Origin of the sequence: Ochrobactrum soli, from assembly GCF_003664555.1 — a bacterium.
Lineage (GTDB): Bacteria > Pseudomonadota > Alphaproteobacteria > Rhizobiales > Rhizobiaceae > Brucella > Brucella teleogrylli.
The window spans coordinates 90,312-109,229 of record NZ_RCHH01000001.1 but is presented as its reverse complement, the minus strand read 5'-3'; the positions used below and the strand labels follow the sequence as shown (position 1 = coordinate 109,229).

Genomic DNA, 18,918 nt, shown 5'->3' with positions numbered 1-18,918 from the left:
GGAATTGAGAGCGCCAAAATGTTGCATTTCTGCAACCCCGATAATCCTTGACGGGCGTTAACCGGATTACCCCAAAACCGGCCCCAAACAGCCTTCATTCGGTCTCAATCCATCACAAAATAGTGAGTGTAAATTACTTAGGCGTAACCGAAGTTCGGTTGGTTTTGGAAGCATTCGGGACCGAACGCTTCGGGGAAAGGAAGTAAAAATGTCTAAGAGTGAACTGCAACCGCGTCAGGACCGTCTGGTCGACAAGTATCGTGAAATTGGCCCCGCCGCGCTCGTCGCCGCCTTGATGACGGCAGCAAAGCGCAGCAGCGCAGGCCGTAACGACAATCGTCGTCATTCTATACTGGCCACCAAAAAATTCGCCAAGTAAGCGGTAACGACCACTATTAAGTCGCGCAACGCGGTCAGAACATTGAAAGCTGACCGCCGGAACTGTCTTCGGGTTCCGCTTTGGCCTTGCGCTTTTGCGGTGCTTTCTGAGCTTCCATCGTTTCTTCGACACGCGTCTGCAGATCCGGCGTGGCGTTGCTCACCTTGTTGACCTTGTCCGAGACGGGTATAACCTCGAAAAAATCCTCCTGCACCGGGCGCATGATGTCCGCCACTTCGCGCGGCAAGTAGCGCTTGCAGTCGAGCCAGCGTGCAAAATCTTCGGGCTGCACCACCACCGGCATGCGTTCATGGATAGGACGCAGGAGTGCATTGGCGCTTGTCGTCAAAATGCCGCCCGTATCGATCTGCGACCCGTCGGCACCGCTCCAGGTTTCGATCAGTGCACCGAAGGCGACCATGCCGCCATTGCGTGGGCGTACCCAATAGGCTTGCGCCTTGTTCTTCCCCTCGCGACGCCATTCATAAAAGCCGGAAGCCGGAACAAGCGCGCGACGGTGATTCAGCGCGGCGCGAAACGAGTTCTTCTCGGCAGCTGTTTCCGAGCGGATATTGAACACCAACGACCAGTCATTCGGGTCTTTCACCCATGATGGCACAAAACCCCAGCGCACCAGCGTGCCCACCCGATCCGGGCGGTTACCGCCTACCGGAGGCATGTTGCCGACAAAACTGGAAAGAGACGGCGTTTCGCCCGCCACTATGGTCAGGATCGGCTGGGTCGGGGCGATATTATAGCGAGGAGGAAAATCCTCCGAGATCATGGCAGCCAGAAAGATCTCGAGTTCTTCCCGACTTGTCGTCAATGAAAAGCGTCCGCACATGGTGGCCATGTTCAGGTTTTTGTGCTGGTGGTCAAGACCGGTTTGCGATTGCCAAAACGCCGCAAGCCGATCATAGCTATTCCATGCCCACGATCCCCGTCATTCCCGTTCCGCTTCATATTCATGGCGTTTCGCTGATCTGTCGTCGCGATGGCCGCTTTCTGCTGGTCGAACGCGGCAAGGAGCCGTGGAAAGGCTGGCTGGCTTTTCCGGGCGGAAGCATCGAAGCGGACGAGACGCCGGAACAGGCCGCCATTCGCGAGTTGAAGGAAGAAACTGCGCTCGATGTCAGCGCGCTTTCCCACGTCATCACCGTCGATCTGGCGCTGGAAGGCAAGGCCTATGAGAAAAGCTATTTCCTGTCGGTCTTTCGTGCGCTGGATATTTCAGGGCGCGAACAGGCCGGCGATGACGCTGCCGCGATCCATTGGCTAACGTTGGAAGAAATGGCCCATGCCCGCGTGACTGACAGCACGCTCGACGTCGCCCGCTCCGTTGCGGAAAGCGAAGATGGCTTGGGATATTGATCGGCCTCGTTTCATCCTGTTTGACAATCTGCCTTGAAGCAGCCCCTATTTCACGCAACAAGTGCATTTCATGTGAGAGGGTTTCCGATTGAAAGGCATGAAACTGTTCCGGTTCGCATTGTTGATGTGGGCAGGCGCAGCCGGTCCGGCTTTTGCGCAGGATGCGCCCTATGAGGGCAAGATGTTGCGGCTTGCCGAGGTTCTGGGCTCGCTGCACTATCTGCGTAACCTGTGCGGAGAAGCAGGCAGCGAATGGCGCGACCGCATGGACGCGATCATCGCCGCCGAGAAGCCGTCGGAGGGCGAAAGGGTGAGGATCGTTTCGAGCTTCAACCACGGATATCGCGTCTTCAGCGACAATTATACCAGCTGCACCCCTTCCGCGCTTGCGGCGATAGACCGCTATATGAAGGAAGGCGAAGGCTTGTCGAACGAGATCATCTCGCGCTATGGAAATTAACCAATCATACACTCTTATGCGGATTGCGGAGAATAGTCTCGTTCAAATCCGGTATAATCTGTTAACACTGTCTTAAGAAGGCAGGCAGGCCGCAAATGGATTGCGCTCCCGGAACACGGTGAGACATCCGCAAAACGGCAGAAAGGCGAAAGCCAGGATGAAGTCTATGGAACATGCACCGACCGATCTGGACGAGATGATCGCACGCGAGAAGAAACTCGTGGCTATCGAATATCAGAACGAGGCCTGGGCGGACGGTATTTCCGAAGGCATTGAGCCTGAAATCCTCGCCGAAGCTGCATTTACAACCGCGCTGACGGAACTGATCCGTGAGGCTGGCGACGATTGTGCGCTCGAACTGATCGAAAAGATGCGCGAACAGATCGAAGCTGGCGCTTTCCTGCCAGCACGCATCCTGCAATAGCTAAGCCATAACGTCGCCGGTCGAGGGGCAAGAACCGGCCGTTCCCACCAGTCGTCCTCCGACAACGCCGATGCATCCTGCAATCTGGAATTCCGTCCGACCGCTCGCGCTCATCGCGGGCATGATGCTCGTCTCACTGCCCGCCTTAGCGGCAGCGGATCAATTGGCGTTTGTGGATCGTTCTGAATTCTTGACACTGCCAGCCTATCGCACCGCACCGGACGAACATCCGGCTTCGTCGCCGATACCGCTTCCCAATGCGCTGCCGCATCGGGTGCCCTCTGCAACACCGCAGAACGTGCCCGCCAGCCCTGCCCAACCGGTTGTTAAACCGATGCCGGAAGTGTTGCGCGATTTCGACAATCTGCCGCAGCCTGTCCGGCAAATGCGCGAGAAAATGCTCGCCGCCGCACAATCCGGCGATATCGAGCTGTTGCGCCCGCTGTTGGGCGAAGCCCACAACAGCACACAGTTTTCGCTGGAAGACCACGAAGAAGACGTCATCGAATTTCTGAAATCGCTGGCTGGAGATGCGGAAGGCCGCGAAATCCTCGCCATCATCGCCGACCTGCTTGGCACAGGTTATGTGCATGTGAATGCCGGAACGGATGATGAGGTTTATGTCTGGCCCTATTTCTACGCCATGCCGCTCGACAGGCTGACACCGTCGCAGACCGTCGAGCTTTTCCAGATCGTCACCGCCAGCGATTTCGAAGACATGAAAAAGGCAGGCGGCTATATTTTCTACAGCATCGGCATTGCGCCCGATGGAAGCTGGCGCTTTTTCACCGCCGGGGAATAATTACCCCACTGGCCCACGCGCGCGGCTTGGCGACTGGTTATAGATGCGCTGCCAGGCACGGCGAAACTGCCGCGCCGACGCGAAGCCAGATTTTTCGGCCACATTCTCTATATCGAGATCTGAATTAAGCAGCATTTCGCGGGCCAGACCAACTTTCAGCCGGTTGACGTAATCCGTCACGCTCATGCCAGCATGTTCATTGAACAGCCGCGAGAGATTGCGCGGGCTCGCGCCACTCACATCGGCAAGCTTTTCGACAGGCCATGCTCCGGCGGGGTCCGCTGCGATGGCGTCCTGCGCACGGTGCACGACGGGGTTCATGTGGTTACGCCCTTCAAGCCAGGGCGAAAGCTGCGGATCGCCGCCGCTACGCCGGAGGTAAACAACCAGATAGCGCGCCACCGACAAGGCGACTGCGTGGCTGGTCAAATCGGCCACGATTTGCAGCATCAGGTCGATCCCGGCGGTAATACCCGCACTGGTCAGCCGTTCGCCGTCTTCCACGAAAAGCCGGTTTTGCAGCACTTTTGCGGTGGGTGCTGACTTTTCCAGTTCTGCGATGGCCATATGGTGCGTCGTGCAGACATAGCCGTCGAGCAGGCCAGCGCGCGCTGCCAGCAAGGCGCCGGAGCAGATCGTGACCAGCCGTACACCGGGGCAGACGACACGCTTCAGCCAGCCGATAATTTCATTCTCAAAGACAGCGTCTTCATCGCGGCTGGGGACGGGCCCGCCAAGCGGCATATCCGTGGAACCGGACACGATCACCAGCGAACCCTGCGGCACGCTATCCGGCAACGGTTCGACGCCAGTTACTGCCAGACCGATGGAACTGTGAACAGTGTCGAGCGGCCCGACATAATGCACCGCAAATTCGACCTTGTCCTGATCGAGATTCGCCTTGCGCAACACTTCCAGCGGTCCTGCCACGTCCAGCAAAAGCAGACGTGGCGGAACGATGACATAGACGGGAATGATTTGCCTGCCGTCTGTCGGTTGCGTCATGCGGCCTTCCGTTCCTGCTGGCCAGCCAGCGCTTCTTCCACCGTGGCGATACGGGCGAAGCGATTGGCCAGTACGAGTTCAGTGCGCGCACGAATCTCGGCAGCGCTCCATTCACGGCCCGTTGCGTCAGTCATCGGGAAGGTCAGCGTCGCCTCGCCGACGAAATCGACCGTATAGCCCAGATCGGACGCCTGACGTGTGGTGGTTTCGCAGCACTGTTCCGTGCGAATGCCGGAAACGATCACCCGGCGAATACCGTTTGCTACCAGCCATACATCGAGACCGGTGCCGACCAGCGCACTGTGACGACGCTTACGGAACACCGCATCCGGCGTGAAGGAGAGCGGCGCGAGCGTGCGGACATGGCCCGATGCTTCGGCAAAGTTGCCGCTCTCTTCCATGTGGAAAATCTGCACAACCGGAATACCCGCCTGCTTTGCGCCATCAATCAGCTTTTGCTGGCGCTCGACATAGGCGGCCACATCGGCCTCACGATAATAAGGCTGGTGCCGGAAGGATTCCTGCGCATCGACGACAAGCAGAACGGTATCTTGAGCGGACATTTTTGTTCTCCTACAGTGTGAATATAGGAGAGAATTTACGCCGTACAGACTGGAGCGAAAGATAGATGCCGGACAAAGATGGGACAAATCACGCCATTCGTTCGAACAGCGTGAAAACCCATTATCCGCGCGGCAGAGCCTCGATGAATTCAACCGGCTCGCCCTGATGCGGGTTCACGATTTCCGCATCCCACATCACCTTGATGCCGCGAACAATCGTCCCGACCGGCCAGCCGGTGACGGTCTTGCCGTGGTAAGGCGTCCAGCCAGCTTTTGAGCCTGCTTGTTCATGCGTGATGGTTTCGCGGCGCTTCATGTCCACAATGGTCAGATCAGCATCATAGCCGACAGCGATGCGGCCCTTGCGCGACATGCCGAAAATACGGTTCGGGCCGTGGCTCGACAGATCAACGAAGCGTTCCAGCGAGAGTTTGCCCGCATTCACATGGTCGAGCATGATTGGCACCAGCGTCTGCACGCCGGTCATGCCGGATGGCGAGGCCGGATAAGGCTTCTGCTTTTCTTCCAGCGTATGCGGGGCATGGTCGGAGCCCAGCACATCGACGATACCCTGATCGATACCCTTCCAGATGCCGTCGCGGTGGCGGTTGTCACGCACCGGCGGGTTCATCTGGATGAGATTGCCCAGTGTCTTGTATTCATCGGCGGAAAGCGTCAGGTGATGCGGGGTTGCTTCGCAGGTCGCAACATCCTTATGCGCTTGCAGAAAGTCGATTTCCTCAGCCGTGGAGATATGCAGCACATGAATGCGTGCGCCGGTTTCATGCGCAATGCGCACCAGACGTTCCGTGCATTGCAGCGCGGCAATTTCATCGCGCCAAACCGGATGGCTGGACGGATCGCCCTGCACGCGCAAACCTTCGCGCTGCTTGAGGCGGAATTCGTCTTCCGAATGGAAGGCGGCGCGGCGGCGTGTATTTTTCAGGATGGAGCGAACGCCGTCATCGTCTTCAACGAGCAGATCGCCGGTCGAGGACCCCATGAACACCTTGATGCCTGCGGCGCCCGGAAGGCGCTCCAGTTCGGCAACGTCCTTCGCATTGTCGCGTGTGCCGCCGACCCAAAAGGCGAAATCGCAATGCATGCGGTGGCGTCCGCGACGAATTTTGTCTTCCAGCGTTTCGACGGTCGTGGTCAGCGGCTTGGTGTTCGGCATTTCAAAGACAGCCGTAACCCCGCCCAGCACGGCGGCGCGGGAACCGGTTTCCAGATCCTCCTTATGCTCCAGACCCGGCTCGCGGAAATGAACCTGGCTGTCCACGACGCCCGGCAGGATATGCAGGCCGGTGCAGTCGATCACTTCGCCTGCCGACGCCTGCCCCAGAGAGCCGATAGCAGCGATACGCCCGTTGCGAATACCGATATCGCGCTGCCCGGTGCCGTCATGATTGACGAGGGTTGCGCCTTTCAGAATCGTGTCGAACGTCTCGGCCATTGTGCTCTCCTACGCTGCTGATGGGACTTGCGAGCCTTTCCAATGGGGATTACGTAACGAAGGCGCGAAACGCAAGGAAGAAGCGATGACAACGGCAGCCGAAACGATCAATCTTTCCAACAGAGCACTGGTCCACATCACCGGCGAAGACGCGGAAAAGTTTTTGCAAGCCGTGATCACGACCAATCTGGACAAGCTCGGCCCTGACGAAGCCAAACCGGGTGCGCTGCTGACGCCGCAGGGGAAAATCCTGTTCGATTTCCTTGTCTCGCGTATTGAAAACGGTCTGCGCTTCGAGATGCCCTCAAGCATTGCAGCTGATTTCTGCAAGCGCATGACATTCTATCGCCTGCGCGCCAAAGCGGAAATTATACAATTGCCGGAATCACTTATCAGCGTTTCCTGGCAAACTGATTCCGCTCCTTCACAAGATGATTCAACAAAACGCGATTCCCGCTTTCCGGCTGAGCTGAATGTGCTCCGCACCTATGGTCAGGCCGGTGAAAATGCCGACGCATCGGCTTGGACGAAGCTGCGCGCCGAATATGGCATCGCAGAAGGCGAAGCCGATTTTGCCTATAGCGATGTGTTTCCGCATGACGTCAATTTCGACCAGATCGGCGGCGTCACCTTCCCGAAGGGATGCTTCATCGGACAGGAAGTCGTCTCGCGTATGCAGCATCGCGGCACGCCGCGACGCCGGGTTCTGGTCGCCAAGTCGGAAGGCAATCTGCCGCCCCTCGGCACACCTATTACGGCAGACGGACGTGAAGTCGGCAATCTCGGCAGTTCTGCAAAGGGCGTCGGCATCGCGCTTGTGCGCATCGACCGCGTCAAGGATGCAATGGATGCAGGTACGCCCCTGCTCGCTGGCGAAACACCGCTAGAACTGAGCCTCCCGCCTCATGTTCGGTTCGGCTTCCCGGAAGCCGAAGCAGGCAACGCCTGATGGCGGCTGCGGATAAATCATCCGGCAAGGCTCGTGCCTGGCAACGCATGTTGTCGGGCCGCAGGCTGGACCTGCTCGACCCCTCGCCGCTCGATGTGGAAATCGAAGACATTGCGCATGGCCTCGCCCGTGTGGCGCGCTGGAATGGACAGACCATCGGCGAACATGCGTTTTCCGTCGCCCAGCACTCCCTGCTGGTGGAAAAGATATTCAATCGCCTCGTGCCCGATGCAAGCGTCGAATGGCAAATCCTGACGTTGCTACATGACGCGCCGGAATATGTCATCGGCGACATGATCTCGCCGTTCAAGGCGGTGATGGGGGGCAATTACAAGCTGATTGAAACACGTCTGCAAACCGCCATTCACCACCGCTTTTCCCTGCCTGCAACATTGTCGGCAAAGCTGAAACCGCTGGTAAAACGTGCCGATCAGATTGCCGCGTTTTTCGAAGCCACGCGACTGGCCGGTTTCAGCGAAGGGGAAGCCATCAAATATTTCGGTCGCCCGCGCGGCTTCGATCCAGCCAATCTGGACCTGACCCCACGCCCGACGCAAAGCGTGCAGAGCGATTTTCTGGCGCGCTTCGCCTTGCTGGAAGAAAAGCGCAAGAGCGGCTCATGACGCTGATCGCCGTCAGCCCCCTCTCCCAACTGGCTCAACAGCTTGAGCATCACCGGCCAAGCCATGTCGTAACGCTGACCAGCGGGGATGTTCCGGCATTGCCGGAAAGCGATGCTATGCGGCGTCTGGTGCTGACATTCAACGACATTACCCAACCGCGTGAAGGCATGGTCGCGCCAGACACGAGCCACGTGCAAGCCTTGCTCGGCTTTGTGCGCGCATGGCCCAAAAACGCGCCGCTGCTCATCCATTGTTATGCAGGTATTTCCCGCTCAACCGCTGCAGCCTATATCGCGGCCCTAGCGCTCAATCCGCAAAGCGACGAAGCAGGGCTGGCAAACGAATTGCGGAAGCGGTCGCCTTCCGCCACGCCGAATATCCGCCTGATCGAGATTGCAGATGAGATTCTGGGACGTAATGGTCGGATGGCTGCTGCGATCCAATCGATCGGTCGCGGTGCGGAAGCCTTTGAAGGTCAAGTTTTCAGCCTGCCTGTCCGCGTTTTAGCGCATTTAAAAAACCCCCACGGGAATCGGGCGGCGTCTGCGCGCGCGGTTCCCAGACATGGCGCAGGAAGAAATAACCCGTCATCTTGAACGCATGGTCGATGTCTTCATAAGACGACGCACGCACCGCCGTATCATTGACGAAAGCAGGCAAGGCCAGAAGCTTGTCGGCCCAAGGCGCGCCAGCCTCGCGACAAACGGCACGGCCGGATTTCGGCGAGACATAGATCAGCTCTTCACGGCGGCCCGTGGCGGCGCATTCCTTGAGATCTAGGCCGAAGCCCAGCTCTTCCAGCATCATGACTTCGAACCGCAGCAGCAATTCGCCGGATGCGAGCGGATCGTCAAAATGCTCGATGATCAGCCGCAGCGTTTCATAAAGGCCGCGATGGGCGTCGCGTTCCGGCAAGAGCCGCAAATGCGAGGCTGCAAGCTGGATGCCATAAAGCGCGACCGGCGTTTCAATGAGCCTCGCTGCGGCAAAGCCCAGCGGCTCAATAGTGAAACTGCCCATATGCTCATCCAGCCGCGCCCACCAGCCGATATCGACATGGTTGCCGGGCTGGAGCAGCGGCTGCATGCGGCGGGATCGCCCGCCGCGCACCATGCCCAGATGTCGGCCATGTTCACGGGTCATCACTTCGACAATGGCGCTGGTTTCACCATGACGACGTGTGCCCAGAATTATGCCTTCATCATGCCATTCCATAGAGGTCAGTTTTGATTGTCAGGTTGGGAAATCAAGTCCCATTTCGCGATAGCGCTCGGGATCATTGCCCCAGTTTTCGCGCACTTTCACGAACAGGAACAGGTGAACCGTCTGTTCGAGAATTTCCGAGATTTCCTTGCGCGCCGACTGGCCAATCGCCTTCACCGTCTCGCCCTTGTGACCAAGCACGATCTTCTTCTGGCTTTCGCGCTCGACATAGATGACCTGCTCGATACGAACCGAACCATCCTTGCGCTCTTCCCAGCGTTCCGTTTCCACGGTCGAGGCATAGGGAAGTTCTTCATGCAGGCGCAGGTAAAGCTTCTCGCGGGTGATTTCGGCTGCGAGCTGGCGCATCGGCATGTCGGAAATCTGGTCTTCCGGATAATACCACGGGCCGTTCGGCACGTTTTCAGCCAGATATTTCGCCAGATCCTTGCAGCCCGAGCCATTCAGTGCCGAGATCATGAATGTCTGGTCGAAGGTCACCAGTTCATTGGCCTTCTGTGCCAGCGTCAGCAGAACCGGCGGATCGACGCGGTCCACCTTGTTCAGCACCAGCACCTTCTTCTGGCGCACATTCTTCATGCTTTCCAAAAGCGCTTCGGCATTCTCATTGAGACCGCCCTGCGCGTCCAGCAGAACCAGGATGATATCCGCATCCTTCGCACCGCCCCAGGCGGTGGTGACCATGGCGCGGTCGAGCCTGCGCTTCGGGCGGAATATGCCGGGGGTGTCGACCAAAACGATCTGAGCCGGACCCTCGATGAAGATGCCGCGCACCAGTGCGCGTGTTGTCTGCACCTTGTGCGTGACAATCGATACTTTCGTGCCCACAAGCTGGTTGACCAGTGTGGATTTCCCCGCATTTGGCGCCCCGATCAGCGCAACAAAGCCCGAGCGGGTCTGCCCGGTTTCCGTTTCGCTTTCTGTCGGTGTCGTCCGATTATTCATTGTCCATCCTTCCAGACGATATTTTTATAGAGCGTGATCCCCTTGGCACGCCCGCCTCCCGTGCGACCTGTCGTCATTACAACGAAATTTGTCGCAATCGATCAATTATAACCGATCTCGATTGAAAAAACGTGAGTTCTTGCGTCATATAGTTTCGTCGCGCTTCCACACGCCTTGGCGGTAGAGCATAGCCTCTGCAGCACTCTGTTCGGCGATGCGCTTGGAGCGCCCCTCACCGTTTTCCGGCGCAAAGCCTTTCACCTGAACTTCGACCACGAAAAGCGGGTCATGGTCCGGGCCGCTGCGGCTCAGGACCGAATAGGACGGGTGCACATTGCCCTGCTGATGCGCCCATTCCTGCAATTCCGTCTTGGCATCGCGGCGCCCTGCGCCGGTCTCCAGCGACCGTTTCTTCCAATAACGCTTAATGAAGGAGCGCGCGGCTTCAAGGCCGCCGTCGAGATAGATCGTCGCGATCAGCGCTTCCACGACATCGGCGCGCACATTCATGAGGCGCTTGTCGTTCAGCGATTTGATATCGGAGCCGGTGTGAATGAAATTGGCGAGACCGATTTCGTCGGCAATCGCCGCACAGGTTTCGGCATTGACGAGCGCATTGAGGCGCACCGACAATTCGCCTTCGGAAGCCTCGGGAAATGCCTCAAACAGCATTTCTGCGACAGCGAGCCCCAGCACACGGTCGCCAAGAAATTCCAGCCGCTCATAATTCGCCCGCGATGGGGCCTGTACACTTGAATGGGTGAGCGCACGTTCCAGCCGTTTCAAATTAAGAAAACGGTGTCCTGTGCGCTCTTCCAGAATGGATGCTGCCTGCCCTGCGGAAACCATCTCAGTTTCCGGTGACGGCCGTGTGGGGCGCAGCATTCACAGAACTGAACAGACGGCTGAAACGCACATCGGTCGGCCATTTCCAGATTTCCAGCGGGCTGGCTTTGTCCGCGATGGAGAAGAAAATAATATTGGCGCGACCGACGAGGTTTTCGAACGGCACATAGCCGACGCCGAAGCGGCTATCGAGCGAGTTGTCGCGATTGTCGCCCATCATGAAGTAATGACCGGCTGGCACTTCGAAGACGCGGGTATCGTCGCCGATGGAATTGGGTGCGAGATCAAGCGTGTCGTAGGTCACGCCATCCGGTAACGTCTCACGATAGACCTCGACCGGACGGTTTTCTTCCGTCACATCGGGATTGTCGATGGTGCCGATGCGGTCGCGCTTGACCGGCTGGTCGTTGATATAAAGCACACCACCGCGCATCTGCACGCGGTCACCCGGCAGGCCAATCACACGCTTGATGTAATCAACGGACGTGTCGCTCGGCAGCTTGAAAACCACCACGTCGCCGCGCTTCGGTTCCGCGCTCCAGATACGGCCCGAAAAAAGGTCGAGACCGAAAGGCAGCGAAAAGCGCGAATAGCCATAGGCATATTTCGACACGAACAGATAATCGCCTTCCAGAAGCGTCGGGCGCATCGAGCCCGATGGAATGCTGAATGGCTGGAAAAGAATGGTGCGGATCACCAGCGCCAGCAGCAGCGCCTGCACGATAACGCTGATGGTTTCGCCGAGGCCGCCGGACTTCTTGGTTTCACTCTTGCTGGACACGCTCATTGTCTCTCCGCTTGCGATAACGCGATCATTTGTTTTCACGCATTATCCGACGCAAAACCGCTTCGCACTTTTGCTGGAAATGCTCTATTAACCGCTTGGATTGCGTGAGGCAATCCGCGCACTGTTTTCTCGCACGATTATGAGCAGGAGTTTACCTGTCACAATCCCAACAAGTTTCGTGTGGGCTACGAAAACCGCTCAAGCCGATTCCGGCAACGCCTCGATGATCACGAAAGCCTGCGCGAGAGGAAAATCATCGGTAATTGTCAGATGTATGGCAGCGCGTGTTCCCGGCGGCAGGAGTTTCTGCAACTGGGTGGCGGCTCCACCCGTCAGATGCATTGTGGGCTTGCCGGAAGGCAGGTTCACCACCCCCATGTCGCGCCAGAACACACCGCGCGCAATGCCGGTGCCGAGTGCCTTGGCGCAGGCTTCCTTGGCGGCGAAGCGCTTGGCATAGGATGCAGCCCGCTGCTGGCGGCCATCCGATTTCTTCTGTTCGATTTCGGTATAAACCCGATTGCGGAAGCGGTCGCCGTGCCGCTCAAGCGCTTTTTCGATACGCCGGATATCGATAAGGTCACTGCCTATTCCGACGATCATGTTTGCTGCAGCCCCCGTTCGCCGTGCAGCCTGTGCTTTTCAGCCAGTCGCTCCACACGACGACGGCGAAAGCCCGAGACAGCATAGCGTGTCACAAAATAGACAAGCACGGCGCAGGCTGTGCCCAGAATTGTCGAACCGAACAGCATCGGCTTCAGAAGCGGCGTCCAGATTTCATCGAAATGCATCGTTTCGAGAGCACGGCCAAAATGCACAGGCGGCGCTGCATCCACACTGCCATTCATGATGAAGCGGCCCAGTTCGAACGTGCTGCCCCAGATGAAGGGTAAAGTCAGCGGATTGGCCAGCGTGGTGCCGATGGCGGCAGCTGCAATATTTCCTGCCAGAAAATAGGCAAGCACAATCGCAATGATCAGATGAAAGCCGAAAAACGGGGTAAATGCCGAGAAGACACCCACGGCCAATCCTGCCGCCACCGCATGCGGCGACGCGGTGATGCGCAGAATCCTCTTGCCCCCGTACTTGAAAGAACGGGAAAAGGAGCGACGCGGCCAGAGCATAAGTCTCAGGCGCTCGCGTCGGGTCAGCGGATTTCGGCGTTGGAACAACATGGGCTCTTAATACTGCTCTCCTCGAGCGGAAACAATTGCTTTTATTAGATCATCCTATCGATCATGCATCGCGGTATTCTGTCGGCGCCAGCTCTGGTTTCGGCTGGTAATGACGAGGGGATACGCCCAGCATGCGGCGAAACATTGTCGTAAAGGCCGAAACACTGTCATAGCCGAGATCGAGCGCCACGCTGGTTACGGCTTCTCCTTCCGAAAGCCGGGGAACGGCGGCGAAGAGACAGGCCTGCTGACGCCACACCGAAAGGCTCACCCCTGTCTCGCGCTGGAAATGCCGGGTAAACGAGCGCCGGCTCATGGCAAGCCTGTCCGCCCAGTCATCGATTGTGACGCGCGAAGACGGGTTCTTGACAAAGTCGCGACAGAGCTTTTGCAAGCGCGGGTCGTTCGGAATGGGCAGTCCAAGCGACCTTTGCGGCAGCGTATGCAGATCACGCAGGATCAGTTCGATAACCAGCGCGTCGCGGCTGCCCGCTTCCGGTATGCTGTCGATCATGGTCGCATCGATGATGAGACAGCGCATCAGATCGGTCAGCCCCACGACATGCAGATAGTCGGGCACGCCGGATACGGCATCGGTGCTGATATAGATCGAGCGCATATAGACATCGCCGACGATCTCGACCGAATGCTCGATGCCAGCCGGTATCCACATGGCATGATCGCCGGGGATCATCCAGCGACCGGCATTGGTTGTAACCAGAACGACGCCCTGCGAAGCACACAACAGCTGCGCACGCGAATGGCTGTGGAGCGGTACGAAATAGCCGTCGGGATATTTCGTCGGAAGCGCCACTACCGGCCCGGTCATGGTCTCCAGCATCGCCACGCGGTCTTCGTGGAATCTTTGCAGTTCCTCGCTCTCGGGTAAGAAAAGACGTGATGGCGATGGCGGCTTCATCTCAAATTCGTTCTTAAACAGCTTAGCTTGGCCCACTCTGACAAGTAATGGACCAAATCACGAAAGCGGGCGGCGAGCAATATGCTTATGAAGAGAGAACTGGAGAGTACGCTTGACGAAATCTCCTTTCGGAATGGCATCCAAACGCTCCTTTTCTTTCCAATATGCGGGAAGGTTGGAACGAAAGACGGATACTTCTTATAAAATGCGTTTGATCTGATTGAATTGGGTCGGCGCTCTGCACGTTTATTTTAACGCACATCTTATCCGAAAACCGCTGATGCTTTTCGGGATGTGTTCGAGGAGTCGCATTATGAGCATGAGTGCTGCGCAGCAGCCGTCCAACAGCGGTGCGGACAATACGGTCCTCACCATCATATTGGCCACAAGCATGGGCCACTTTCTGAACGACATGATGCAGTCGCTCCTTCCGGCCATCTATCCGATGCTGAAGGACAATTACAGCCTGTCCTTCTGGCAGATTGGTCTTCTCACCTTCACTTTCCAGATGACGGCATCCATTTTGCAGCCACTCGTCGGCATCTATACCGACCGCAAGCCGATGCCTTATTCGCTGTCTTTCGGCATGGGCTGCACGCTCGTCGGCCTCGTGCTGCTGGCGACCGCGCATCATTATTCGGTACTGCTGATGGGCGCTGCCTGCGTCGGCTTCGGCTCGTCCGTTTTCCATCCGGAAGCATCGCGGGTTGCACGACTGGCCTCGGGCGGCAAGCACGGTTTCGCACAATCGCTGTTTCAGGTGGGCGGGAACTTCGGTTCGTCAATCGGCCCGCTGCTTGCGGCATTCGTCGTGCTGCCCTTCGGCCAGATCAGCGTTTCGTGGTTCTCGATCGCGGCTTTGGCGGGCATGTTGCTGCTCTGGTATGTCGGTAACTGGTATAATCGCTATCGTCTGGCCAATGCCCGCAGGGCGCAGCCTGACAAGACGCTGCCGCTGCCGCGCAACCGGGTAATCGCCACGGTGGCCGTGCTCGCGCTGCTGATCTTCACCAAATATATCTACATGGCGAGCCTGACGAGCTACTACACCTTCTACACGATCCACCATTTCGGCGTGTCGGTGCAGACCTCGCAGATCCTGCTGTTCCTCTTCCTCGGCGCTGTGGCCGCGGGAACGATCTTTGGTGGCCCGATCGGTGATCGCATCGGAACGCGCAAAGTGATCTGGGTGTCGATCCTCGGCGTTTTGCCCTTCACTCTGGCTTTGCCTTACGCAAATCTTGAGATGACGGCTGTGCTGACGGTGATCATCGGCTTCATCCTGGCCTCGGCCTTCCCTGCCATCGTGGTCTTTGCGCAGGAACTGCTTCCGGGACGTGTGGGCATGGTGTCCGGTCTGTTCTTCGGCTTTGCCTTCGGCATGGCCGGCATCGCAGCCGCAGTTCTTGGCATCGTCGCCGACCGCAAGGGCATCGAGTTCGTCTATACGATCTGCTCATATCTGCCATTGCTCGGCCTTCTGACTGTCTTCCTGCCAAAGCTGGAAAAGAACCGCAAAGCGAAAGCCTGAGCCCGGACTTGAAAAGCGCTCCCCCCGAAGAGGGGGAGCGCCGCACGTCCCCCAACGGCGGCGCTCCCATGCCACCGACCTTTTGACGGCCCGGTACAGCGGCATCTTTGGAGCGGCTCTAATGGAACCGCTCGATCAGGCTAGACGCAGGATCACACGGCGAAGCTGAAGCCTTGCACCGTTTCCCTGCGGAATTCATCAAAGGCCGCCGCAACGAGGCGGATCAGTGGCTTACCATCTTCGGTAGCGCGGATGAGGCTACCCTTCACTTCGACCAGACCATCGGCGACCAGCGGGCGCAGCAAGGCGAGTTCGTCGGAGAACTCCATGCCCGGCGCCACATCATCGAGATCGACCTCAAAATTGCACATCAGCGCGGAGATAATTGCAGAACGCAGCCGGTCGCTTTCGCGCATCGTATAGCCGCGCACCGTGGCAAGTTCGCCCGCATCGACGGTCTTGCGATACTGCCCGATATCGGGAATGTTCTGTGCATAGCCGCCCGGAAATTGCGAGATGGAGGACGGCCCAAAACCGATCAGGGTCTGGCTTCGATCCGTGGTATAGCCCTGGAAATTGCGATGCAGCAGACCCTTGCGGGCAGCAACGGCCAGCGCATCGCCCGGCAAGGCATAGTGATCAATACCCACCGGCTCGTAGCCGAGAGCAGCAAAACATTCGGCGACCACGCGCGACTGCGCAAAGCGCGCTTCAGCGTCGGGCAGTTGGCTCGCATCGATCAGGCGCTGGTTGGCGCGGCGCTGCGGCAGATGCGCATAACCATAGCAGGCGACGCGGTCCGGACGGAGCAAGGCAACCGTCTCGCAGGTGCGGCGCAGACTGTCCACCGTCTGCATCGGCAGGCCGTAAAGCAGATCGAAATTGATTTTCTCGATGCCCTCACCGCGCAAAAGCCATGTGGCTTCCGACACGGTTTCCATCATCTGCACCCGCCCAATCGCCTTTTGCACACGAATATCGATATCCTGGACGCCAAGGCTGGCGCGGTTGACGCCCATGAAAGCCAGCGTCCTGACGAGGTCCGGCGTGACCGAACGCGGATCAAGCTCAATGGCATGCTCCATCGTCGGCGCAAATTCGAACACCGAGCGCAGCGCTGTGATAATTTCCAGAAACTGGGAAGAATTCAGGATCGAAGGCGTTCCGCCGCCCCAGTGCAGATGGGTGACGCGCGGACGGCCGGTCAGCACATGGCCCACCGTTTCGATTTCGTTCAATAGCGAATGATAGAAACTCTCGACGACATCGTCGCGTATGGCGACCTTGGCGTGGCAGCCACAATAATAGCAGAGCTGCTTGCAATAAGGCACATGGATGTAGAGTGAGGTGCCCTCGCCCGGGCCAATCTGGCGAAGCCAGCGATGCGCAGTCTCGGATGCGAAGGGAACGAAATCGGCAGCCGTCGGAAAGGACGTATAACGCGGAACAGCAAGTGCAGCGTAACGCTTTATCGCTTCTTCATGCATGGCGCACCAACCTCGCGCGGCGCGCGGACTGGCGAAGTTCGGCCAGTGCGAACGGAGACGCCGATGCCTGAACCGGAATTGCAACCTGCAGGACTGGACGGCATGATGCGGCACGATATACCGCATGAATGACAGCCAATGTTGCAGTGACCAGCCACAAGAGCACCCGTCTTTCTCCCCATTTACCGCGCGGCCGTCCCTTTTGTAGCCGCATCAATCTTTATGGTAGAAATTACAGGGCAACGCGGCACCCCGCATTGATTTGAATCAACGGGTGACGATGAATGAGCAGAGTATTGGGAGCTGGAGAATTTTCACCAGAAGTGCTGCACGCCTATACGGTGAAATCAGCGCACCGGACTGATTTCAGGCCCAGCTTCGATCAGGCAGAATATACGCTAAAACAAAGAATTAGAGCGATTACAACAGATCGACCTTAGACCGTTTTAAAGCGCGTCGAAATCCATGCCCGCAACAGCTGCAAGCGAACGGCGCGACAGAATTTCGACCGTATTGGCGTCGATGAGCTGGATCAGGCCCTGGCTCTTCAGCTTGGTGAAGCTTCGGCTCACCGTTTCGATGGTAAGCCCCAGATAATCCGCGATATCCGTACGGTTCATCGACAGATGCACCGGATTGGAGCGTTCACCGCGCTTTTCGGCGCGGGAGGACAGAACCAGCAGGAAGCTCGCAAGTTTTTCCACCGGCGCAAGACGACCGAGCACGAGCTGGTTGTCGCGCGCGGTGCGCAGTGCAGCCCGCGTCATCTGGTGCAGCCTTTCCTTGAGCTTTGGAAAGCGCTCCATCAGATTTTCCATTTCCTTCGTGGAGAAGGCACACAGGACCGAAGGCACCACTGCTTCCGCCGACTGCGAATAGACATCATCGTCGGCAAGACCGAGATAATCGCCGGGAAACAGGAAGCCCGCAATCTGGCGGCGCCCATCCGGTAGAGAGGTATAGATGCGCAACATACCGGACGTCAGGCTGAAGACCCGCCCCTTCAGCTCACCCTCCTCGACCAGCATCTCGTTCGCATCCAGCCTTTTGGACGTCATGATCGCTTCCAGCGCACCAAGATCGCCGTCGTCGAGCGCAGCACAAACCGCCATACGGCGCACATCGCAGTCGACACAGATGCCGCACGGCGCGCGAAAAGGCGATTTCGGATCGAAAACTAAAGGTGCTACAGCCACGATGGATTCCTGTCGGCGAGAACTGATCGGACTCTTCTATCAACCATCTAGATTACGTAAATAAAAGGCCCCACGTAAAGGGGAATCTCACCGCAGAGCTTTTAATAGCCCTGCGGCATCAAAACTTATATTATATCCAGCCAGAAAGTCTTTTAATATACAACGTTTCTAAAGAACTTCCCGGCAAGAAATAACCGTCAAATATTGCGGCTGCCCGGCTTGATGGCCGGGATTGCCGCCAGTTCCGGCGGCAGATTATCGGCGGGGTAAGCTGGCACTTCATATTCCGCAAGCGCGATCAGCTTGGTGCCAACATCAGCCTTGCCCGCCGACCGGTCAACGATGCAGGCCGCAGCAACAACCTCGATGCCGAGCTCTTTCATGCAGTCGATGGTTTCGCGGATCGACAGGCCGGTCGTCACGATATCTTCCACGATCACCACGCGCGCGCCCTTGGGCACATCGAAGCGGCGCAGGCGGAAAACGCCGTTTTCGCGTTCGACCCAGACCGACGGCACACCCAGATGGCGCGACGTTTCATAGGACGGGATAAGACCGCCAATGGCCGGCCCGACCACATAGTCGATGGGACCGAGATTGGCCGTCTTGATCTTTTCTGCCAGCGCCTTGCACAGCTTTTCCGTCTTGTCGGCATGCATGAACACACGCGCCTTCTGAAGGAAAATAGGGCTGCGAAGGCCGGAAGTGAGAATGAAATGGCCTTCGAGGATCGCTCCCGCTTCGCGGAAGACGGCAAGCACGCCTTCGGTGTTCAT

The 18,918-nt window shown here is 57.8% G+C and carries 22 protein-coding genes and 1 pseudogene; 9 read left to right on the top strand and 14 right to left on the bottom strand.

The genetic code is table 11. From position 1 onward, the window contains the following. Positions 1-208: 208 nt before the first annotated feature. A complete protein-coding gene (locus tag D8666_RS00520; protein WP_109370198.1) occupies positions 209-379 on the top strand; it encodes a hydrolase in 171 nt (56 codons plus the stop codon). Positions 380-413: 34 nt separating this feature from the next. Here the strand turns inward: D8666_RS00520 and D8666_RS00515 are convergent, their stop codons facing one another. Further along, positions 414-1,223, bottom strand: a complete 810-nt coding sequence (locus D8666_RS00515) for an SOS response-associated peptidase (protein WP_121535601.1) — start codon at positions 1,221-1,223, stop codon at positions 414-416. An 83-nt stretch (positions 1,224-1,306) separates the two neighbouring features. Here D8666_RS00515 and D8666_RS00510 point away from each other — a divergent pair, with 83 nt between their 5' ends. The 4 genes from D8666_RS00510 to D8666_RS00495 all read left to right on the top strand — a co-directional run bounded on the left by D8666_RS00510 (position 1,307) and on the right by D8666_RS00495 (position 3,436). Further along, complete coding sequence (locus D8666_RS00510) at positions 1,307-1,750, top strand: NUDIX hydrolase (protein ID WP_121536284.1); 444 nt, start codon at positions 1,307-1,309, stop codon at positions 1,748-1,750. A gap of 97 nt (positions 1,751-1,847) precedes the next feature. Next, positions 1,848-2,210 carry a TIGR02301 family protein gene (locus tag D8666_RS00505; RefSeq protein WP_109368659.1) on the top strand — a complete coding sequence of 121 codons (363 nt, stop codon included), beginning with the start codon at positions 1,848-1,850 and terminating at the stop codon, positions 2,208-2,210. 166 nt (positions 2,211-2,376) lie between these two features. Then, on the top strand, positions 2,377-2,634 hold the full coding sequence (locus D8666_RS00500; protein WP_171318934.1) for a hypothetical protein: 258 nt from the start codon (positions 2,377-2,379) through the stop codon (positions 2,632-2,634). A 70-nt stretch (positions 2,635-2,704) separates the two neighbouring features. After that, positions 2,705-3,436, top strand: a complete 732-nt coding sequence (locus tag D8666_RS00495; protein ID WP_121535598.1) for a hypothetical protein — start codon at positions 2,705-2,707, stop codon at positions 3,434-3,436. On the opposite strand, the gene D8666_RS00490 is transcribed toward D8666_RS00495, so the two are convergent. The 3 genes from D8666_RS00490 to D8666_RS00480 all read right to left on the bottom strand — a co-directional run bounded on the left by D8666_RS00490 (position 3,437) and on the right by D8666_RS00480 (position 6,460). Beyond that, positions 3,437-4,441, bottom strand: coding sequence for a GlxA family transcriptional regulator (locus tag D8666_RS00490; RefSeq protein ID WP_121535595.1), 1,005 nt, complete (start codon positions 4,439-4,441; stop codon positions 3,437-3,439). Further along, complete coding sequence (locus D8666_RS00485; RefSeq protein ID WP_121535592.1) at positions 4,438-5,004, bottom strand: isochorismatase family protein; 567 nt, start codon at positions 5,002-5,004, stop codon at positions 4,438-4,440. The genes D8666_RS00490 and D8666_RS00485 overlap by 4 nt, the downstream gene beginning before the upstream one ends. Before the next feature lie 121 nt (positions 5,005-5,125). Then, on the bottom strand, positions 5,126-6,460 hold the full coding sequence (locus D8666_RS00480) for a dihydroorotase (protein WP_121535589.1): 1,335 nt from the start codon (positions 6,458-6,460) through the stop codon (positions 5,126-5,128). Between the two features lie 85 nt (positions 6,461-6,545). Here D8666_RS00480 and ygfZ point away from each other — a divergent pair, with 85 nt between their 5' ends. The 3 genes and pseudogenes from ygfZ to D8666_RS00465 form a co-directional block, all read left to right on the top strand. Then, positions 6,546-7,409 (top strand): CAF17-like 4Fe-4S cluster assembly/insertion protein YgfZ, encoded by an 864-nt coding sequence (ygfZ, locus tag D8666_RS00475; RefSeq protein WP_235858865.1) that lies wholly within the window; start codon positions 6,546-6,548, stop codon positions 7,407-7,409. Further along, complete coding sequence (locus D8666_RS00470; protein WP_121535586.1) at positions 7,409-8,032, top strand: YfbR-like 5'-deoxynucleotidase; 624 nt, start codon at positions 7,409-7,411, stop codon at positions 8,030-8,032. Before ygfZ ends, D8666_RS00470 begins: the two co-directional genes overlap by 1 nt. Then, positions 8,029-8,532 (top strand): annotated as a pseudogene (locus tag D8666_RS00465) (tyrosine phosphatase family protein); the annotation flags it as partial. The gene D8666_RS00470 and the pseudogene D8666_RS00465, both read left to right, overlap by 4 nt. On the opposite strand, the gene recO reads toward D8666_RS00465, so the two are convergent. The 7 genes from recO to D8666_RS00430 form a co-directional block, all read right to left on the bottom strand. Beyond that, on the bottom strand, positions 8,516-9,247 hold the full coding sequence (gene recO / locus D8666_RS00460) for a DNA repair protein RecO (protein ID WP_078340715.1): 732 nt from the start codon (positions 9,245-9,247) through the stop codon (positions 8,516-8,518). The pseudogene D8666_RS00465 and the gene recO sit on opposite strands and share 17 nt — an antisense overlap. Positions 9,248-9,265: 18 nt before the next feature. Beyond that, positions 9,266-10,201, bottom strand: a complete 936-nt coding sequence (gene era, locus D8666_RS00455) for a GTPase Era (RefSeq protein ID WP_078340714.1) — start codon at positions 10,199-10,201, stop codon at positions 9,266-9,268. A 144-nt stretch (positions 10,202-10,345) separates the two neighbouring features. Continuing rightward, positions 10,346-11,050, bottom strand: coding sequence for a ribonuclease III (gene rnc / locus D8666_RS00450; protein WP_121535583.1), 705 nt, complete (start codon positions 11,048-11,050; stop codon positions 10,346-10,348). 1 nt (position 11,051) lies between these two features. After that, entirely contained in the window at positions 11,052-11,834 is a 783-nt protein-coding gene (gene lepB / locus D8666_RS00445; protein WP_121535580.1) for a signal peptidase I, read from the bottom strand. 198 nt (positions 11,835-12,032) lie between these two features. Further along, entirely contained in the window at positions 12,033-12,437 is a 405-nt protein-coding gene (gene acpS / locus D8666_RS00440; RefSeq protein ID WP_109368649.1) for a holo-ACP synthase, read from the bottom strand. Then, complete coding sequence (gene bspA / locus D8666_RS00435) at positions 12,434-13,009, bottom strand: type IV secretion system effector BspA (protein WP_121535577.1); 576 nt, start codon at positions 13,007-13,009, stop codon at positions 12,434-12,436. Before bspA ends, acpS begins: the two co-directional genes overlap by 4 nt. A 61-nt stretch (positions 13,010-13,070) precedes the next feature. After that, complete coding sequence (locus tag D8666_RS00430) at positions 13,071-13,928, bottom strand: AraC family transcriptional regulator (protein WP_121535574.1); 858 nt, start codon at positions 13,926-13,928, stop codon at positions 13,071-13,073. A 313-nt stretch (positions 13,929-14,241) separates the two neighbouring features. On the opposite strand from D8666_RS00430, the gene D8666_RS00425 reads away from it, so the two are divergent. Continuing rightward, positions 14,242-15,459, top strand: a complete 1,218-nt coding sequence (locus D8666_RS00425; protein WP_121535571.1) for an MFS transporter — start codon at positions 14,242-14,244, stop codon at positions 15,457-15,459. Between the two features lie 152 nt (positions 15,460-15,611). Here the strand turns inward: D8666_RS00425 and hemN are convergent, their stop codons facing one another. The 3 genes from hemN to pyrE all read right to left on the bottom strand — a co-directional run bounded on the left by hemN (position 15,612) and on the right by pyrE (position 18,918). After that, complete coding sequence (gene hemN / locus D8666_RS00420) at positions 15,612-16,946, bottom strand: oxygen-independent coproporphyrinogen III oxidase (protein WP_121535568.1); 1,335 nt, start codon at positions 16,944-16,946, stop codon at positions 15,612-15,614. A gap of 446 nt (positions 16,947-17,392) precedes the next feature. Continuing rightward, on the bottom strand, positions 17,393-18,058 hold the full coding sequence (locus D8666_RS00415) for a helix-turn-helix domain-containing protein (protein ID WP_210261576.1): 666 nt from the start codon (positions 18,056-18,058) through the stop codon (positions 17,393-17,395). Between the two features lie 281 nt (positions 18,059-18,339). After that, entirely contained in the window at positions 18,340-18,918 is a 579-nt protein-coding gene (gene pyrE / locus D8666_RS00410) for an orotate phosphoribosyltransferase (RefSeq protein WP_109368643.1), read from the bottom strand.

Bases quoted from the DNA above. Each gene is read 5' to 3' on its own strand.
- ygfZ (WP_235858865.1), top strand. From the start codon at position 6,546: ATGACAACGGCAGCCGAAACGATCAATCTTTCCAACAGAGCACTGGTC.
- D8666_RS00505 (WP_109368659.1), top strand. From the start codon at position 1,848: ATGAAACTGTTCCGGTTCGCATTGTTGATGTGGGCAGGCGCAGCCGGT.
- D8666_RS00500 (WP_171318934.1), top strand. From the start codon at position 2,377: ATGGAACATGCACCGACCGATCTGGACGAGATGATCGCACGCGAGAAG.
- D8666_RS00510 (WP_121536284.1), top strand. From the start codon at position 1,307: ATGCCCACGATCCCCGTCATTCCCGTTCCGCTTCATATTCATGGCGTT.
- era (WP_078340714.1), bottom strand. From the start codon at position 10,201: ATGAATAATCGGACGACACCGACAGAAAGCGAAACGGAAACCGGGCAG.
- D8666_RS00430 (WP_121535574.1), bottom strand. From the start codon at position 13,928: ATGAAGCCGCCATCGCCATCACGTCTTTTCTTACCCGAGAGCGAGGAA.
- hemN (WP_121535568.1), bottom strand. From the start codon at position 16,946: ATGCATGAAGAAGCGATAAAGCGTTACGCTGCACTTGCTGTTCCGCGT.
- D8666_RS00485 (WP_121535592.1), bottom strand. From the start codon at position 5,004: ATGTCCGCTCAAGATACCGTTCTGCTTGTCGTCGATGCGCAGGAATCC.
- D8666_RS00470 (WP_121535586.1), top strand. From the start codon at position 7,409: ATGGCGGCTGCGGATAAATCATCCGGCAAGGCTCGTGCCTGGCAACGC.
- recO (WP_078340715.1), bottom strand. From the start codon at position 9,247: ATGGAATGGCATGATGAAGGCATAATTCTGGGCACACGTCGTCATGGT.
- D8666_RS00415 (WP_210261576.1), bottom strand. From the start codon at position 18,058: ATGGCGGTTTGTGCTGCGCTCGACGACGGCGATCTTGGTGCGCTGGAA.
- D8666_RS00425 (WP_121535571.1), top strand. From the start codon at position 14,242: ATGAGCATGAGTGCTGCGCAGCAGCCGTCCAACAGCGGTGCGGACAAT.
- lepB (WP_121535580.1), bottom strand. From the start codon at position 11,834: ATGAGCGTGTCCAGCAAGAGTGAAACCAAGAAGTCCGGCGGCCTCGGC.
- pyrE (WP_109368643.1), bottom strand. From the start codon at position 18,918: ATGAACACCGAAGGCGTGCTTGCCGTCTTCCGCGAAGCGGGAGCGATC.
- D8666_RS00495 (WP_121535598.1), top strand. From the start codon at position 2,705: ATGCATCCTGCAATCTGGAATTCCGTCCGACCGCTCGCGCTCATCGCG.
- D8666_RS00490 (WP_121535595.1), bottom strand. From the start codon at position 4,441: ATGACGCAACCGACAGACGGCAGGCAAATCATTCCCGTCTATGTCATC.
- D8666_RS00520 (WP_109370198.1), top strand. From the start codon at position 209: ATGTCTAAGAGTGAACTGCAACCGCGTCAGGACCGTCTGGTCGACAAG.
- acpS (WP_109368649.1), bottom strand. From the start codon at position 12,437: ATGATCGTCGGAATAGGCAGTGACCTTATCGATATCCGGCGTATCGAA.
- D8666_RS00515 (WP_121535601.1), bottom strand. From the start codon at position 1,223: ATGTGCGGACGCTTTTCATTGACGACAAGTCGGGAAGAACTCGAGATC.
- rnc (WP_121535583.1), bottom strand. From the start codon at position 11,050: ATGGTTTCCGCAGGGCAGGCAGCATCCATTCTGGAAGAGCGCACAGGA.
- bspA (WP_121535577.1), bottom strand. From the start codon at position 13,009: ATGTTGTTCCAACGCCGAAATCCGCTGACCCGACGCGAGCGCCTGAGA.
- D8666_RS00480 (WP_121535589.1), bottom strand. From the start codon at position 6,460: ATGGCCGAGACGTTCGACACGATTCTGAAAGGCGCAACCCTCGTCAAT.